We start from the raw sequence: 18,374 nt of genomic DNA, 5'->3' as shown, positions 1-18,374 counted from the left end.
CGGGGCGGTAGTGTCTAAACAAACCGGGCAGCAGATGGTACTGTCAATTTTGTAAAAACCATCCAACACGGAGGGTTTTTACATTTATATCCATTCATCTGCACCTGGTGACAGTTACGCTGGTATCACCCCTATTTAAGAAACTAAGCCCAGTGCGATTTTTTAAATATAGGGGCTACTTATGGTTAAAATAGTCGCGATGAAAACGAATCGGGGGTGCGGGTGTACAGTGAAAATTAACTATTTTATCTGATGTACAAAAACTTTATATAAATGCTAAGAAATAAAAGCCAAATCATAAGAAGTTATTCTTATACGGGGTTGCTGTTTGTTCCGCTAACAAGAAACGATAGCTCAATAATGTTTTCTACCTAGGTGGCCGATGATTCGGCGGCCTATTTCGCTAACATGCAGTTTTCGTAAGATTATTAGTTTAATGATTACGATTAGAAAAAGAATTGAAGGGAATTATCCACTTCTAGCGAATTACCCTGTGAGAACGGCGGCAGGTAATAGTTTCCTACCCAATAGGAGTAGAACTGTGGAACCCAAACAACAGATTGATACTGTCTCCAACTTACAGCTGGGAGATATAGAGGCCTTCGATATTCTTGTTAATACATACCGCGAACAGGCTCAGGTGTGGGCGATACGGATTGTTCGAGATTCTTACCTAGCTGAAGACGTAGTTCAAGAATCGTTCTTCCAGATGAAAGAAAAAATCAGCAACCTGAAAGACCCTAATAAGTTTTGTGAATGTTCCGACAAGTGGTACGCCGAATAGCAATCAATCATATTCGCGGCTTGTCCTCGAGCATATTACCGATAGGAGATATTCCAGAGCCCGATGTGAACACGTCTAGGAAAACGAACACGGAATCCGACCCCTTGCACCAAATGCTAATTCAAGAAAACAAACAAGAATTATTACGGAACTTCGCCGAAAATTCATCCAGACGAAAACGCTGCTGTCCTACGGAGAATTAACAATAGACACCGCATTAAAGGTCGTGCAAGTTCATCATTCAAGGATTGACTTAACGAAGAAGGAATATGGCATTCTGGAGTACCTCAATTAAATAAAGATAAGGTCGTAAGCGCAGGCGAAATCATTGAACATGTGTGGGACAGTAACGCCGACTTATTTTCCAACTCCTTTAAGGTGCATATCAATTCGTTGAAAAAGAAGCTTGCTGTGCATCTTGGCGACAAAGAATTCATTCGAAATACGAGAGGAATCGGCTATTTCATCGCGGAGGAGGCGAATGATGAAACGGTTTAATCGAATATCTCTGCGACTGCGGCTTACAATTGTTATGGCTCTGATCTTAATCATAGCTAGTGCGGTGTTGATAACTGTCTCGATAAATTCCGCGGGCTTACTTTTTGTAATTCTTTTATTCGTAGTAGCATGTGTTGTAGCTTCTGCAAAGGGGGACGTATATCCGCAGAGGCAGTAGTACTAGCATCGCAAACCCTCAGATGAGCAAACTTAGAAAACGCGAACCAAAATCCGTTCCAATCTTGCTTGGGCTAGAGCTACGGAAGTTTTTCCTGTTTAATGAACTTAAAGTCATTGCCCGTCGAACATGTGTCGGTGTAACCATTCCCGGACCTATAGCGGAATATTCAAACCACTCCTCATTTACGGGGAAATTAATTTATTTTAAAGTAAAATAAGTATTAGAAATCTCCCTCCAGACAAACTACAACCCAGGTACGCTGACACCTGGGCCAACAAATAGTTGCCCTTCAAGGGGGCTGGTTATAGCACAATAAACCGTCCGTAGCAGGGCGGTTTTTTTGTACCAAATTAATTCATACGTTTGCACCTGGTGACAGCGACGCTGGTGTCTACCTACATCAAATGAGATCGTGGGCGGCATGCCCAGAAGGTTCCAAGATAGTAATGTCACATGCATTCTAAAGCTAAAAAAGCTGATACTTATGGTAAAGCTTGACGGATGCGATAGTTCAATCTTCGACAAAGACGGAGCTAGGCTAACCAGAAATCTTCTTGGCAGCCTAGCTCCGTCTTTGTCCATTAACCTGAACAATCTGATATGAGAATCCGGTTTTCGAGGCAGGTCCTCGATTAATTCTCGGATAAGCAAATCGAGGAAATCCTATCCGTTATCTCCTCAAGTACACAAATAGAACCTGCCACCGATTTCAAGCCGCGCCGATCTCCATACATCTCATACTATTTGATGCAGCCCTTACCGAGCGATAATCCCTAACCAATTCCACTTTCATGACCTGGTACCGCAAACTCAGAGAGCCGGAGATCAGAATGCAACCAGTCCCGTATGAATTCCACCAGTGCGCTAAACCCCCGCACATAACTGTCGTTGTGACCTTCTTCTGCACTCTCAGGCCGCAGTAGGATGTATGTCAGAGAATGATGCCTACGAGACTCCTGAGTGTCCCCAAAGCCAGTATAGAGGCAACAAACACGATCCACGACAGCCCGAAGGCTATTAACATGCTGAATGTGGGAATACGCGTTCATCTGATGGTACGCCTTGTTAATAATTCCGTCGCGCGCAAGCCACCTAAACTTCGAAAGTTTCGAGTCGAATACAAGGCTGTGCCCGTTATAGCGCATATCCCCGCGGTTGCTCTCATAAAAATCGAGTCGCATGTCCGGCCAGCGGTGCTCGTTCTGAGAATAGAAGCCACCCGTTTGACCCGCATCGTCCGGTGAATACACGATCATCTTCCCATAATAAATGCGGATTTCCCCAGCCTCATGAGAAAAGATGATTTCTTTCCCCTCCTCGATGCCTTGATTTTGCAGAGAGCCTACTGTTTCCGGCAAACCCTTAATAGGACGGAACCCGAGTTCCTTAAGCGCCTTAAGAATTTGGAACAAGCAGAAGTATTCGTAGATGCGCCATGTTGGCCACAAGATTGATTTATATTGCCTCACATCACCTTCCTTATGCTTGATATGTATTCCCTTTTCGAACAGTTCTGTTAATAAGTGATAATAGCGATTTTTAACGAAGGGCTTCCTTCCGGACATTTCGATCCCTTGAAAGATGGGTGAGTGGAGGAGGTAAGCAAAGACGCCCCTCATTTGTACGACGGCTTGACTCCATCGAAGCAAAGTCCCCCTCCATTTCGTGAGCTTGCTCATTTGATTCATCGTCGCATACCGAAGACCACTATGGTCGCGAAGCAAACCTTCGGGTACATCGGTCATGTTACGGATCTCCTGAATCCGGTGTTCGAACTGTGCCTTTCTCTCCTCCTGAGCTCGCAATTCCCGATCGACGGCGGTGAGATCCCGCTCGAGTAATTCATGAATCATGGAAAGATCGGCTTTCCATCGGTGAATGATAAATTTGATCCATTGGTTTTGAGGGTTATCCACTTCGAGATGCTTTCGGCGTACGAGATGGAACTCCATTGGCTGGACGCCTTGATTAAATGCAATGCCTGCGTAGGACTGTGACCAACGCTCCGTACGGGCATCTTGTCTGCCGTTCTTCGTAGATACACGATACTGTGTCTGTACCTCTTCATGGATATGGAGCCGAATGTACTCAATACTTGCTGTGATGCCTTGCTTTTCGTTTATCAGCCACCGGATGTAGTCGTAATACCACTTGTCGGGGGGCTCCTCGATAAATTCGTCTGCAAATCCTCTTTGGCTCAATATGAGCTCGTAGCAGATGCCGCTCGCTTGTTCTTCCAAGGTACGATGAATCCACTGTACTTGAGCGAGTGTTAAGTTATTGGGTGTCACCTGAATGCCGGAATAGTATGTCTTTCCCCCAATATGGACGGTAAGGTGGTAAAACCCCATACGCCATGGAAATTCGGTGTCGTCGTTACTTCCTCGCGTAAATATGGTCTGCATATCCCCGCGCGGGGATAACTCGAGTTCAATATGGCGAACTTCTCCTTCTTCGTTAAAGCGGGAAGTATCAAAGACCAGTTGGCCTCCATCTTCTATATCACTTATTGGGTGGAAATCAACTTGAAGAGGTACCATTTCCCTCACTTCAAGCAAATTGTGCCGATCGATCTCTTGTTCGGAGTCCCAAAAGAACGGGATGGCCCTTCCAGCGGTTTGAAAGTCTGCGGAATAGACGAGTTCAACACGAAACGGTAATTGCTCTTTAGAATGTGTAGCCATTACGGGTCAACTCTTTCGCTTTTTGAGTTAAGTAATCAATCGAATAGCGGAAGTCCCAACCCTCTTCTTTAAATAACTGTGCAATGTCACCATATACGTACTCATTCTTTTGGAAATCATAGGTGCCGACGAGGGATTCAATTTGCTCACGATGACCGCGGATTTTAGTTAGTATGCGCTGGCGAACCTGGTAGTCAAAAGCATGCTCCCGCTGCAGCATGGCATCCCTGTTCTCATCCTTTGGGATATTGGCGAGATAATCACCGATGCCGCGGAAAATCCGGAAGGAAACGCCGGTTTGGGCATCAATGTTTCGAAGTTTCTCATGGAGCTTGTCCAACAAGTCCATCTCTTCATACTCTAAGCCGTGAAGCCCTTGCGATTCGCTCGTCCACTTTTTGCAGAACATGTTGCTGTTAATAGAACCTTCCCAATCTAATGCAGGTCCGGAGAACTCTTTAATTTTCGCATTTGCGTCCTGGAACTTGTATTTTTGGAGATGTATCACGTTAGCTCGATCTAAAAGACGCTTGCTAAAATCCTTGGTCGTCTCATCAAAGTTAGCGGTCCCTACAAACATGATGTTTTTACCGATTTGAATTTTACTCTTGGTTTTCTTGTCTCGGCACATTGCGGTATCGCTAAATAGCGTCAGAAAACGGTTATCATCGTCCATTTCCAGGAGCGAAATGAACGGACTGAAGTAATGTTCGACTTGCCCGAGGTTCATCTCGTCGAAAATAACCATGAAAAGACGATCGGGTTGCTCTTCGGCCCGCTGCAGGAAAGAAACAAGACCCGTCTCGCTCTCCATGTAAATTCCAAGCTGTTGGTTGAGATACCCAAGAATGTCTGATGGCTCAGAATATGCCGGGCTTACTGCGAGCACAAGCAAGTTGTCTCCATTTTTTAGTCCGAGAGCCTTGGCGTAGAGCATCGCAAGCTTTGTCTTTCCGGTACCGGACATGCCTCCCAAGACAGTGATAAAGTTGGTTTTGAGTGCGACGTGAAAATTATATAGATCTGCCTCCTCGTATACTAGGCTTTCTTTGTGCGCAAGGTACAACAGCTTGTTGAGAAAGTCATACTCTTCGATCTCGTCGGTGTTTCTGATTGCCAAAGTTGGTTCTGGTTCGGTCGCGGAAGACGCCGGTTCAGGTGAAATCGGAACTGGCTCCGGAATAATAACAGACAAAGGTACTACAACGGAATCCTTATGTCCAAGAGGCTGTCCATGTTTGGCAAAACGATCCCGCAAATCAAGAGCATACAGGTCAGAAATATACATTAGGTCATCATGAACTGCTCTAGTCATGTCATCCCAGTCATCAGGAATACGAATTTTTTGGATCTCGTCTGAACTTGTGCAGTAGTAAGTCGTACGGATATTCTCAGAGATAATGACTTCTTGCTTAGGAATATGGTACAAGTGGTTTTCACAAATGATAAATTCAGGTGTATCCATTAAGTTCGGGTACGACTTCATCCGGAACGGACGTTTAGTTTGTAATGCAGTATCAAGACGCTGGGAAGACAAATCCCGATCCACTCGCGGAACCGGCAGATAGTATTGTGCATCTAATTGGTCGCCTACCCATACCACATCGAGATTGAAATGGTATTGGTCTAGCCCTTCCCCCCTTCGCTCACGCAGGCGGGGCTTAAACAGAATCAATTTGTTTTGGAGATGATCGTGTAGGTGCTGTATCTTATCTTCTGCATTGCTATAGTTTATTGAGCGTAGAAAGGCCGGGTTTGTATTATCAAACAAAATGTAGACAGACTTGGGATCCTTTCCTAGATATCCAGTGATGGCTTTTGGTTCTCTTGAAATAGGTTGTATGTATATCAGTTTGGTATCGTTTGAATGGTGCTGGGTTATCGCTTCACGTGTTAATCCTAAGTTCGGAATTATAGCTTCAGACGGATCTGCTAACTTTCCTAGTATTAAGCACGTGTTCATTTCCATCGGATTAAAGTAAGACATGTTCATCGTCATGTATGTCAGCTCCCATCATATAAGTGATAACTTGCTGCACGCATCCAATTTCGTCATATCCGGAGACAGTAAAGTATGGTATTGTATTCTTCTCTAGAGTCTTTTCGAGAGAAACCCAATCTTTGCTCCTGGAAAACGAACTGCGGTTGATACAGACAATTGCACCCCTGTATTTGGTCCACTTTGTCTTTCCCCAATTTATGACGTCGCTTGTGTAGGCGCTATCAAAACCAAACAGGGAAGCGATAAACTGTGGACGCTCGCAAATGTACAGAAAACGGGCTGAGCCTCGTAATACGTCAATGTAATTGGAGAAATCTCTGAACAGGTTTAGCTGTTGTTGGGAGCCTTGTAACAATCCCATCAGCTCGTTTTTCTCATTTATGAGAGTTTGAATCTGCTTCTCAAAATCCTTGCTGATTCCAATTGTGCTAGTTGCTACTTCCAAGTGTGCCCGTTGCTGCTCATTAAGGCGTGAAACCTCCTTGTTGGCTTCTTCAAGTCTTGTTTCCAGTTGATTAACATTTTCTTTTAATTTTTCCACTTCATGCATTGAATTAATTACACGAATACTGTTTTCGGCATGCAGATTAGAGTAGTATCGGCTAATTACGTAATTAATGAGCTTCGCGTTAGCATCATCCTTATAACGATCATTTTCCAACAGATATAAGGCAACTATAGCTAGCCGATCATCATGCAATTCTGCCGCCTGAAGCCTCGTAAATAGTTGTTCGATGTCCTCGAATGATACCGGAACCTCGGATAATGTTCTCTGGCAGTGCTCTTCGAGATCAGGAATTATACTTTCGAAATAATACTCTACCCTAAGAAGGCTGTGTACGCGGTCGTATGGCGAAGAAGGAAAGCAATCCAAAATTCCCTTTCCCTCTTTTGCGCCATCCGTTATGCTTTGCAGCAAATTATCGAAATCATCCTTATATAAAATATAGATAAGGGAGATATGTTGATATGGCTTAAGCTTTGGGTAACCGGCCAAGGTAAGAATTAGCCCATTGAGATCTCCACGTACTTCAAGTCGGGGAGTTTTTTCGATAAGATCGGTGCCGACTTTCTGATAGAGCTCACGAATATGTAGCTGAGGATTTTTGACGCGGCGTCTTGAGGATGGGCTTTTAGTAAACCCCCTTAGTAAGGCCGCTTCGATTTGCTTTTTAAGATCACCGGGACTTCTCATGTCTTGGGGAAATCCTGAGATAAGGCGGCTAATTGGGGCGTAATCCCTTGTCCCGAGTATGTTCATGAACCACTTCACTTCTTCCAACGAAGACCCTCCTCCTGGTCGTTCTCTATGTTGTAGTCATCTGGTCTTATGTCCAATTCATTTCTTCCACCCCCTAGGACTATTTTATCAGTTCATACAGATAATAACTAACTTTTTCAGGATCCCTAGGTGTTCGGAAAATAAACGTTGGTGCATGCCGATGAAGTCGAATCCTTCTTCTCCCGCCCATATTCCACAATTCGCGTATTCTCCAGTTGCAGTGATTCTAGACTAAATAGTAGACACAGCTTAGACTGATAAAATGATAAAGATCGGAGGCTGTGTCAAAGATGAAAAAAGAGAATCTCAATCTATTGTTGGATAATATTTGCGAATCTCAATAATGTGCTTTGCAATGGAACGGCTTGCATGTAAGAAAATTAGCTTGTCACTATCCGATCTAGCGAAAAACGAAGTCTATCAGATGCCCATGTTTCCGACCGATCGTGACCGACTGATTACGTTAGAGAACGACAGATGAGATTAAACGGATGTTTGGCAGCTCCGCGATTATGGGAGCTTCCTCCATTACTCCTTCGGGCCAATCAAAACGCCGGTCGAATATGATAGGCGGTCATTCTTGGTAGTATAAATCCGGTTGGGGCAAAAATAGTCTTACTTATGAATATTTTCATGGTACACTAGCCTTAGTGATCATGAAGGAGGGAAGTAGCTTGCTTGAAGCGCTCCCACGAAAACTGCAACATTTAATGGATGAAATGCTTCATTCCACAACAATCAGCGCCGACCTAAGAAGCCAAAATATTACGCAAATCGCTCAAAACTATCAAAGATATCCGAAGCATAAATTAAATCAAAAGTTTGTTTCGTGCACAACGGAGCTGGATCAACTACGGAAGCAAAAAAAAATTGATCCAGGCAATAATAAACTCGTTGAAAAAATTAAGCAGTATGAAATAGAACAAAAGATTTGGGAAGAAGCGATACAGCTTCGTAAAGAACTATATCAGCATCCCAAATACCCGCTCGAAGGAAATGTAGCTGAGGCCGGCGCATTCTCTGTTACAAAACGGCGAAAGAAAGCCCCTCAGTCATTGCTCGTTGAGCGGAAGAGCAGGGGAGCTGTCATCCGACATTTCGGGGATATGGAATTAACGGTTACAGATGCCAAATTGCTTCTTGTTATGCATAAGTTATGGGAAGAGAAGGGGCGCGGAAAGGAAATTGAGGTTTCATTCTACGAAATCGCCAAAAAATTGAACCGCCCAAAGAGCGGCAAGACCTATGAAGATATTCGAAACTCGCTGCTTACGTTATTCCGGACAGAAATTAAATTCGAGAATTTTGTTTTAAACGGCGAGAAAGTTAAAACGCAATTTATCCACATCATGCAGGGTGTCGCAGAAATTGAAGCCGGCGAGAAGGCCAGGGTGCGTTTTTCGGACTATATCTACGATTCCCTTCAGTCCGGTTACTTCATTTATATCAGTATGGCCCTTTTAGAGGATTTAAGCAGCAGCGCGGCCCAAGGACTTTACCCTTTTATAGCAGCCCAATCTCTTAAAGGGATTCAGGAGTGGTATGTTAACGAGCTCTGCATGACAGTTAATATCACCGCTCCCAGACCATCCGAGCGTCTCAGTACCCTAATTAACGCTTTTCAAGAGATGTCTAGTCTGGGTATAATCTATGATTTCAAACACTTTTTGGACGAATCCGGAGCTGAAAAAATAAGAATTGATCCGTCTCCAATACTTGCGAATTCAAGACCGCCGCAGTTACATGATCCAGTTCAATTGAGCTTTCAATTTAACGTCGATTAAGGTACACGTAAACGTCGATTTAAGTACACCATCTTTCCATAAGTCGATTTAAGTACACCTAAACGTTGATTTAAGTACACCCATATTCTCGCGAAAGCGGGAGAGGATCGGTCGTTATTTCTTTTAAAAAGATCTTATTTATCTCTCTTTCCATAATGTCGATTTAAGTACACTATATCGTTGAATTAAGTACACCATTTCGCGTTTTTAACCACACTAACCGCATTTTTAAGTACACCAAAACGTCGATGTAAGTACACCAAAACGTCGATTAAGGTACACTGTTGATGCATGGACGTCTAAAGTCTACAATAATTTCATAGAGAGATATTCCAACAATAATTGTCGAACAAAATAAAAGAGAACCTTTTTCTTTGTCTTGGCGGACTAAAAAGGTTCTCTGAGGAAATAGAGAATTCGCAACCGATAAGCGCGTAATCCTCATTGTGCTTATATTATAGCGAATTCTCCCTCTGGTTGCAATGAGAACATCAGAGAGGTGGCTTGCAGTGGGAGAACAAAATAAGCCCAGATATTACCGGTATCAACGCACCGGTAATATGATTCCGCGTACCCGAAAACGGGGAGGGAAAGATCAGGACTACTTGGAATCTGAAGTAACCAAGATTTTTTTCGATGAAGAGTACGTGAAAAACTTTTCATTAGACCGTTTCGGCTTGCCGATTCATAGCAAAATAGCAAACTATACAACCGTCGAAAACTATCTTCTCGATTTTTGGTCTCCCGTCATAGGAGGAGAAGCTGTCTTTACGTTTATATTGCTCATCCGTCATTGCTACGGATATGATGCCGACGGCAATAAAAAAGACTTTTCCTTTCCAGAGCTCGAAACCCTGGCTGAAAAATGGGGGAAGACTGTTCCCACGGTTAAAAAATATTTGGACATTTTGGAAGATCATTATTTTATATATCGATTCTGGCGTTCCGACCCGGATCACTACCATACGGATGATTCTATACTTTACAAATTGCGAACTTCTGTCCCGTATTTAAGCGAAGAGCACCTACTCAAGCTCTCACCAAAACTTCAAAGTCAACATGACCGTTTTCTGAAACAGCTCATGGGCAAGTATAACGAAACAATTGAACTCCCGGAAAAGTATGATTTTTCTGCTGAGTTTTCCAGAATACTCGAAGAAGGATCCCCTGCGCCGCGGCGCCGCATGCTCCCCGAAGAACTAGAAGAATATCACCGAATTCGGGAAGCACAATTATTATCGAAAATTAAACCATCCGATAAAGAAATATGGGAGATGTTCCTAGAAATTATCGGTAGAAGGGTAGCTTTTCACTCCATACAAACATGGCTGGTTCCATCGTTTTGCATATTGGATGATGCGGGCATACATATATACGCACCGAATCCATTTGTAGCTGATTGGATTCGTTCCCGATACGTTACCTTACTTGAAGATGCTTTTCAACAAATGCTTGCAGATGATATGAAGTCTATTTACATACATAGCGTTCGTGATCGTGAAAATGTCCCGCTACCAGGCGTGAAATAGAAAAAACCGCTGTCCGGCTTTTAAGGATGGCGGTTTCTTCTTCTTTTACTCGCTTCTTTTCATCATCGCTCGTGTTGGACCTAGCAAAGCGCAACACGAGGATGAACGCAGCCAGAGAAGCCAGGGGCTACGATCCCCAGCTAGATAAATAGCGCTACCAGACTTCCGCACCTTTGGTGCTGTCGGAGCGAAGGCGGCAAAAGCATCGTTAAGCGGCACGTTAAAGAGGATCGTGTCTAGAAATGCGCCGACCAAGGTACCATGCACCAGGCGTACCCAGACGCAACAACGATACACCCTTAGGAAGATGGAAGTAAGTGCCGTTCCGATCCTTGCCGCGATACGGTGTTGACTTCGTTTTGCCCTTAGTGAACAACCAATCGCCTTCCTGTTCTATATAGGGGACGACGCTGAGCTGGGGATTTCCGATATCCAATCCGGCAAGCAGCAGTTCCCCATATACCGCGATCTTTACAGGAGGGAGGCATTGGGCCGTCGACGATTACCAAGTTCGAAAGGGCGAAAATATCTCGACTGGAGGTATTTGTAGTAAACTGCACTTACTTCCAATTATACTTGTACTACAACGGGACTATTCAGTATCGGAAGTATGAGTTATTGAAGGATTAGCATGAATGTCAGAATGTTCATTCTCGTGAAGTGAAGAGTAAAGGTAACAATGGGCAAAAGGCATTTATTCCTCATTACAGCCCCTTAACTACCACTTATATACAAAGCTTATTTTGGGTGTAGAGCCCTCAGAACGCCTCACAGGAAGTCAGTTTAGAGAACAATCTAAAGACCCCTCCATTGCTTGCAATATTTCAAGTGTAGGGAAAGGGGTTGAAACCAGAAATCAGGCGTTGAATATAATATGCAAATCAAATTGTATTATTGGATATTAATTTTATCGAAACATTTCCGATACTAAAACTAATAATGCCAAATATTCCCAGACTTAATTAAACACTTGCGGGGGTTAGGAATGAAAAAACAAACAAAGCCTACTACAATTTTTATTACTTTAGTGGTATTACTGATAGTTGTAAATGGTTGTAGTATGGGTAAGAGATTTATTGAAGGTTTATGGGAGGATAGTGAAGTTAAACAACTTAATTCAGTTGTTGCGGTTGTACATCGACTGTACGATTTGGAAGAAAAGGCAAGGGGCCTATCTGATAGAACGAGGCTACAATTGACAAAGGCTGACTCAAAGCTGGAGATGTCATTGTTGAATGAGGCAGAGAATACGTTTAGGGATGCTGCTCTTGGATATAAGAATCTAAAGCTACCTAATGGATTGTCGAAAGAGAAAAGTAAAAAACTTCAACATATAATAGACAATTATCAAACCGGATACGAGGCAAAAGCTGAGGAGATTTATTATGCAAAGAAATTTTTTGTCGATCTAAATCCATCAAACATCCAACTATCCGTGACAAATCAAGCACAAGCAGAAGTACATCTAAATATTTCTGCAAAATCAATTAAGGATTTGGGGCAAAGCCTTGGTGTTGATTTATTAAAAAATAAGAAAAAGTATTCGATTTAAGGTAATAATAATTTGAGTGGTTACCCAAAAATTATTTTTTTGAATTACAGCATTCTTACTGTAAGTATTTACTTGAAAATAACCCTCAGTTTCACTATTGTAGTGGCTTGGGGGTTATTTTCACATTACTCTTGGTTAAATCCCCTTACTTACCATCCGAGGTTGATTGACCTTTAAGGATCTGAATAGGTAGGTTTGTTACTTCTTTGTGTTTGAGTAAGCTATCGGATACGATAGCTAGTTACCCTTTATAATTTCACTTTTAAAACAAGCACTTCTCATCCGTCGAGGCTTGTCTGAAGTGGGATATCCTAGTGCTGGCTTCTTCATGGATACGGCCGGCATTGGGTACAACCTTACTTGGGACACTTATGCACAACATAACCATAGGCATAAAAATATTTTGGGTAGGGCATAAAATCTTAACGTTATCTAACCATAAATATTTTATGGGTACATATCGACAACCAATGTATACCCATAAATTTTTTACGGTTATGTTTTAAATAACCTCTGCTACCCCCAAAAATCTTATGGGTTATTCATAAATTTTTGATGGGTAGAAGATACCCATAAAAATGTACATGCCCCCGCCATAAAATTTTTACGCCGAATAAAACATATCTTTAATAATTATTAAAAGAGTATTAATATATGGAATCCATCTTCGAAGAATTCCAAATTTCAAAAACTCTTATTTTATGCTATTTTAAACACATATTCATTTATTCTATGATTATGCCCTTATTGCGAGTGTTAAGCCCTATAGGCAGTATGTTTTTTAGAAGAGTGCCCTTATAGGGCTTTATTTATTTGCGCTTACAAGCCGACAGCTGCAATCACCTCTATTCGAGGACTGCATCTGCCGGCTTTATATATAGATACTCCAACAGTTTCTTTCTTAATCTAAAGCCACTCGATGCAATAACTGTGAGACATGACACGGCATGAGGTATATCGATCTTTGTCAAGATTCACGAAGGAAACAATCAATTGTCTGACCTGTAATAAATTTCGGGAAACGATGAACGCATGATGTGTAGATTTGCGAGTTGAAAAACGAATATATGATTTCAAATACAAATGGACTAAACAATTATCCGAATCAATTTATAATTGAGTTATCCCCCAGACCGCCCGGCTAAAGGGTGGGAACCATATGATTCTTGATTATTTCAGTAAGGCTTCATTCATTGTGGTGCTGCGGAAGTTTTCAGAGGGCGGTCCGTACTTCATGGTACGTCTATGTAAGCAAACCCAATGCATCATTGACATTCAGAGGATGGAAGCACCCCTGGAAAATTGGCCGGATAGCTACATTCAGGAATTACTTAACCGCGGAGAACGAATCTTAAAAAGGCGGTGGGTGTTTGCCTGACGCCCAATCCCTTGTCGTTAATTCGACAAGGAATTTTTCTTTTAAAAGGAGATATGACGAATTAATTATTCTATGGTATAATTTTTCTCAGATCAAATTCTTTCTTTTACCTTATCGCGAGTATCAAGCCCTATGGGCAGTATGTCTTTCTTTATAGAAGACGTGCGCCTATAGGGCTATTTTTATTTCCGTGGCGCCTACAAGCTGAAAGATTCGGTTACATTAGTGACCGTTCCTTTCGGCTTTTATTTTATAAATATGCATTTGAGATGGGGGAAACGAACAATGAATAATGCGGATCGAGTCGGTGCGGGGATAGAGGCGATTAGCGAAAAATCTAAAGAGCAGGGGAATTGGGGCTCTGGCAGGTGAATTTTTCAGGATTCTTCGTATGGCCCGTCTATCCAGTATTTCAAGTGGGTACGGGCAATAAGGCGGCAATTAAAAGCAAGTACTCAGTTTACTTTCAAAAATTCTGAAGAACACCTGAATGAGGTTCTTGGTAACGGTCCTTACTGATTATCGGTCCGAATCTCATCTCCCGTTTAACAAATCAAACTTACGACCCGCATCTGGCACAAGGATTCTAACAAAAGCTCTCCTTACGACACGCCTTTATCGTAAAGAAGGCCACACGAATATCATGGAATGCTACCAGTACTAGAAAGTATCATCCTTGAAGGAAAAGAACCTTGCGGGGAAACCCGCAAACGGAATCCGCCATATCATCAAGTATGGAATTCGACAATCGAACGGAGTATCTTCAATGGAAATCTAGAAAGAGCTAAACATCTTCCGGATGCCATGTACAAACTAGGCTTCAATAATTCAAAAACAAGATATCTGCAAGCCAAATATCACGAAGCTACGAAGAACCACGAGCAGCTTGTGGATGAACTCAAGAATCAAGGGCTAACAGATGCCCACATTTTTGTAAAATATGATAAAATGGAGACAACAGGGGGAAGAACCATGAAGAAACTCAAACCCTTGAACGATGTCGTGTTCAAAAAGTTATTCGGTGAAAACCACGATAAAGAGCTTTTGATTCAGTTTCTGAATGCATTGCTCGAATCGGATATTACCGACTTGACCATTTGGGAAGAAAAATTGACCCGTGAGAAGATTGATGACAAACAAGGTATCCTCGATATTAAGGCCGAGCTGGTTGATGGCGAAAAGGTCGATATCGAAGTACAATTATTAAATCAGTACAACATGATTCCTCGGACACTTTTCTATTGGTCGCGGCTGTATACGGAGAATTTCCAGAAGCGGGGAGTTTACTCTGATCTACGCAAAACGATTGTAATTAATATACTTGGATTTGATCTCATAAACGGTGTACCCTATCATTCACATTACCATCTTTATGAAGATCAAACCCACGTTAAACTGACCGATCTTTTGGAAATTCATTTCATTGAATATCCAAAATTTAAAGCGCTAGACAGTCAATTGAATAATCCCCTTCATCGATGGTTACTCTTTCTGTCAGGGGATGCTTCCGAATCAATTATGAAGGAGGTCATTGAAATGGATCAAATGATAAAACGGGCGGACGAGAAACTTACTTTCCTTAGCGCAGATGAAGAGATCCGACGTATGGCGGATCTAAGGGAAAAGGGCTATGCGGATCGCGCTTCACGGGACGATTATGTTCGAGATAACGAAAAGTTCGAAACAGCAAAACGCCTGCACGCAATGGGTATGTCACTTGAGGACATTTCCCAAGCTACTCAGATCCCGGTAGTCAAGGTGAAAGAATTGCTGGAATCTAAGCCGAGCAATTAACTGGTGGGTTTAGTTACCCCAATAATGTACTTTTAGAAGAGCTGGCGATTGTGAATGCCAGCTCTTCTTTTTGGTGTGCCACGCATGGCGATTAACTAGGCGGTGAAAGTCCGCTGTGGGGGCTGGTAGTGGCCAACCACTAGCCAAGGGCAAGGGTGTCCATCGCAAGATGGAATCTAAAGGAAGCCGGAGGCAAACTTCAAACCTGAGGAACACGAACATCATCAGGCACAAGGCGTGGGATGAGCTTGCCAAACAAAGCAAGGTCCAATTCACTACACAGACATGCCCGTGTAAATGATGCGGGTACATTGAAGGAAAGTGAATCGTCTTACCGTGGGAGGTCTCATGGGCGTGAGGAGATGAGTTACAAATCGCGGTTGAAACAAGATTTATCATGAGAAGTCCAGCAGACGCAGTAGTACCTGATGAAGTCGACGTCATCAGGGAAGGGCCGAACCGTAGGAGGCGTGGGTCAATGAAAGGTACCATGGAGAATATGCGGGAGCGTACATTTCTGCAAGGATACCCGAAACCGACAGCACCAACGCAGCCGAGTCGAGCTCTTATCAGCGAAACATACCCCACACGCAGAGGTGGACACCGTATGTCAACACAACTGGATAAGATAGCAGAGAAAGCTCGGCAAGATAAGAAGCTTCGCTTCACGTCACTGGCGCACCTCATCACCCCAGAGTTTCTGCAGGAGACATGGTGGATGATGAACCGCAAGGGAGCAAGCGGAGTGGACGGAGAAACAACGGTGCAATTCGAATCGAACTTGAAGGAGCTGACGGAAAACCTGTGGAGTCGGATTAGACAAAATCGCTACAAAGCCCCACCCGTAAGGCGAGTAGACATTCCCAAAGGAAATGGAAAGACCAGACCACTGGGAATCCCTCGGTGGAGGACCGACTGGTTCAACGCGCGGTAACGAGGATTGTCGAAGCGAATTTTCGAACAGGATTTTCTGGACTTCTCGTATGGATTCCGACCGGGACGCAATCCCCATATGGCGCTCAAAGCGCTCAGGACTTGCATTGTTACCAAGAAAGTGAGACACGTATTCGAAGCAGATATTCGCGGCTACTTCAACCACATCAACCATGAATGGCTGATGCAAATGGTCAAGCAACGGATAGCCGACCCGACCATTTTGCATCTCATTGGAAAATGGTTGCGAGCCGGAGTCATGCAACACGGCGTCGTTACACGCAATGAGGAAGGAACGCCACAGGGTGGGCCAATTAGTCCGCTGCTAGCGAACATCTATCTCCACTACGTACTGGACCTCTGGTTCGAGAAGCGATTCAAGAAATGCGTGCAAGGAGAAGCTTACCTCATTCGTTTTGCAGACGATTACGTTGCATATTTCGAATACAAGAGAGATGTGGAAAGCTTCCAAACGCTGTTGAATGAAAGGATGAAGAAATTCAACCTGGAGCTGGCGGAGGAAAAAACGCGCCTTATGATCTTTGGACGATTTGCAAGGGAACGCAAGGCGGAATACGGCGAGAAGCAGGATACCTTCGATTTTCTGGGATTTAAACATGTTTATGGAACAGGTAAGAAAGGTGAATTTGCCCTCATACGGATACCAAGCGTGAAGAGTTGCCGGAAATTCACGGAACGTGTCGGAGCGTGGCTCAAATTGCATAGCCATTGGAAGCGACGAGATCAGCAAAAGCAACTTACAAGAATGCTCCGTGAGTTTTACCAGTACTTCTCGCTATACCACTGCGACTACAAAACTGCACAGCTTGAAAAGCTAGATTGAACGGTAGATTAAGAAAGAAACTGTTGGAGTACTAGAGTGAAGGGCAGAGAATCTGCCCCTCCTCATCAAACCGTACGTGAGGTTTTCCCTCATACGGCTCTCCGATGTTCGTCATTCATGTGCATACAGATTACAAGAGCGTTTTAAGTCCATATTGTCTGGCCAGAAACCTTACTTCTTGAAGCGAACTCGTAACCGCGGAGAAAAAATCTTAAAAAAGCAGTGGGCGTTTGCCTGACGCCCAATCCCTTGTCGTTAATTCGACAAGGAACTTTTCTTTTAAAAGGAGATATGACGAATTCAATATCCTGTGGTATAATTCTTCTCAGATACAATTCTTTCTATTACCTTATCGCGAGTATCAAGCCCTATGGGCAGTATGTCTTTCGAGAAGACGTGCGCCTATAGGGCTATTTTTATTTCCGTGGCGCCTACAAGCTGAAAGATTCGGTTACATTAGTGACCGTTCCTTTCGGCTTTTATTTTATAAATATGCATTTGAGATGGGGGAAACGAACAATGAATAATGATCGGATCGAGTCGGTGCGGGGATAGAGGCGATTAGCGAAAAATCTAAAGAGCAGGGGAATTGGGGCTCTGGCAGGTGAATTTTCAGGATTCTTCGGATGGCCCGTCTATCCAGTATTCCAAGTGGGTACGGGCAATAAGACGGCAATTAAAAGCAAGTACTCGGATTTGTACTTATAGGAGGATTATTACTATGGCAAAAAATTATTTGGAACTTGGGCCGGCGCCATATGAGGAAGATTGCGCACATGTTCGAATAAGTGTTGATTACAAACCGGCAATGCGGGATGAATGCATGAGATTCATGGAACTGCTCAAAAAAATCCACGTTAAGCCACCCGAAGGAGCATATTACACGATTAAATGGAACTCTCACGACTATGGTCCCTATGCAGATATTGGTATCGTCTTCGATGACGAAAATGAAGAACATCTTGAATATGCATTTAAAGTTGAGAGCAATATGCCAGCCCATTGGAATCACGGGCTATTAGCCGTGTAAAAGCGTTGTTACAACGGACCTTTCCTTAACGGGGGTTCCTATCTTTCGCGCTTTGAATAACAAACTGGAGGGATAACCCATGACGAAACAAGAACGTGC

General features: G+C 43.2%; 12 protein-coding genes. 9 read left to right on the top strand and 3 right to left on the bottom strand.

Going from position 1 to position 18,374, the window contains the following annotated elements:
- Window positions 1-541 precede the first annotated feature (541 nt).
- Window positions 542-784 (top strand): RNA polymerase sigma factor, encoded by a 243-nt coding sequence (locus PV433_RS18435; protein ID WP_332073531.1) that lies wholly within the window; start codon window positions 542-544, stop codon window positions 782-784.
- Between the two features lie 336 nt (window positions 785-1,120).
- Entirely contained in the window at window positions 1,121-1,282 is a 162-nt protein-coding gene (locus tag PV433_RS34160; protein WP_442951546.1) for a helix-turn-helix domain-containing protein, read from the top strand.
- A 954-nt stretch (window positions 1,283-2,236) separates the two neighbouring features.
- Here PV433_RS34160 and PV433_RS18430 read toward each other — a convergent pair.
- Genes PV433_RS18430 through PV433_RS18420 form a run of 3 tightly spaced genes read right to left on the bottom strand, consistent with a single transcriptional unit; the run spans window position 2,237 to window position 7,431 of the window.
- Window positions 2,237-4,147 (bottom strand): DUF2357 domain-containing protein, encoded by a 1,911-nt coding sequence (locus PV433_RS18430; protein ID WP_332073530.1) that lies wholly within the window; start codon window positions 4,145-4,147, stop codon window positions 2,237-2,239.
- The gene (locus tag PV433_RS18425; protein WP_332073529.1) at window positions 4,131-6,146 is read right to left on the bottom strand and encodes an McrB family protein; all 2,016 of its coding nucleotides are present in this window, start codon (window positions 6,144-6,146) and stop codon (window positions 4,131-4,133) included. Before PV433_RS18425 ends, PV433_RS18430 begins: the two co-directional genes overlap by 17 nt.
- The gene (locus tag PV433_RS18420) at window positions 6,121-7,431 is read right to left on the bottom strand and encodes a hypothetical protein (protein WP_332073528.1); all 1,311 of its coding nucleotides are present in this window, start codon (window positions 7,429-7,431) and stop codon (window positions 6,121-6,123) included. Before PV433_RS18420 ends, PV433_RS18425 begins: the two co-directional genes overlap by 26 nt.
- Before the next feature lie 674 nt (window positions 7,432-8,105).
- Here PV433_RS18420 and PV433_RS18415 point away from each other — a divergent pair.
- The 7 genes from PV433_RS18415 to PV433_RS18385 all read left to right on the top strand — a co-directional run bounded on the left by PV433_RS18415 (window position 8,106) and on the right by PV433_RS18385 (window position 18,275).
- A complete protein-coding gene (locus tag PV433_RS18415) occupies window positions 8,106-9,215 on the top strand; it encodes a replication initiator protein A (RefSeq protein ID WP_332073527.1) in 1,110 nt (369 codons plus the stop codon).
- Between the two features lie 509 nt (window positions 9,216-9,724).
- The gene (locus PV433_RS18410) at window positions 9,725-10,744 is read left to right on the top strand and encodes a DnaA N-terminal domain-containing protein (protein WP_332073526.1); all 1,020 of its coding nucleotides are present in this window, start codon (window positions 9,725-9,727) and stop codon (window positions 10,742-10,744) included.
- Between the two features lie 985 nt (window positions 10,745-11,729).
- Window positions 11,730-12,296 carry a hypothetical protein gene (locus tag PV433_RS18405; protein WP_332073525.1) on the top strand — a complete coding sequence of 189 codons (567 nt, stop codon included), beginning with the start codon at window positions 11,730-11,732 and terminating at the stop codon, window positions 12,294-12,296.
- A gap of 2,026 nt (window positions 12,297-14,322) precedes the next feature.
- A complete protein-coding gene (locus PV433_RS18400; RefSeq protein WP_332073524.1) occupies window positions 14,323-15,468 on the top strand; it encodes an Rpn family recombination-promoting nuclease/putative transposase in 1,146 nt (381 codons plus the stop codon).
- Window positions 15,469-16,075: 607 nt separating this feature from the next.
- Window positions 16,076-16,402 (top strand): hypothetical protein, encoded by a 327-nt coding sequence (locus PV433_RS18395; protein WP_332073523.1) that lies wholly within the window; start codon window positions 16,076-16,078, stop codon window positions 16,400-16,402.
- A 6-nt stretch (window positions 16,403-16,408) separates the two neighbouring features.
- Window positions 16,409-17,245: a reverse transcriptase domain-containing protein gene (locus tag PV433_RS18390; RefSeq protein WP_332073522.1), complete on the top strand. Its 837-nt coding sequence runs from the start codon at window positions 16,409-16,411 to the stop codon at window positions 17,243-17,245.
- A 721-nt stretch (window positions 17,246-17,966) separates the two neighbouring features.
- Window positions 17,967-18,275, top strand: coding sequence for a hypothetical protein (locus PV433_RS18385; RefSeq protein WP_332073521.1), 309 nt, complete (start codon window positions 17,967-17,969; stop codon window positions 18,273-18,275).
- Window positions 18,276-18,374 lie beyond the last annotated feature (99 nt).

The sequence above is a fragment of the Paenibacillus sp. GYB004 genome (assembly GCF_036577605.1).
GTDB classification, from domain to species: Bacteria; Bacillota; Bacilli; order Paenibacillales; family NBRC-103111; genus Paenibacillus_AB; species Paenibacillus_AB oceani.
This window is presented reverse-complemented; position numbering and strand designations above follow the sequence as displayed.

Coding starts and splice junctions, on each gene's coding strand:
- PV433_RS18385 (WP_332073521.1), top strand. CDS start 17,967: ATGGCAAAAAATTATTTGGAACTTGGGCCGGCGCCATATGAGGAAGAT.
- PV433_RS18430 (WP_332073530.1), bottom strand. CDS start 4,147: ATGGCTACACATTCTAAAGAGCAATTACCGTTTCGTGTTGAACTCGTC.
- PV433_RS18400 (WP_332073524.1), top strand. CDS start 14,323: ATGCTACCAGTACTAGAAAGTATCATCCTTGAAGGAAAAGAACCTTGC.
- PV433_RS18405 (WP_332073525.1), top strand. CDS start 11,730: ATGAAAAAACAAACAAAGCCTACTACAATTTTTATTACTTTAGTGGTA.
- PV433_RS18425 (WP_332073529.1), bottom strand. CDS start 6,146: ATGACGATGAACATGTCTTACTTTAATCCGATGGAAATGAACACGTGC.
- PV433_RS18395 (WP_332073523.1), top strand. CDS start 16,076: ATGTCAACACAACTGGATAAGATAGCAGAGAAAGCTCGGCAAGATAAG.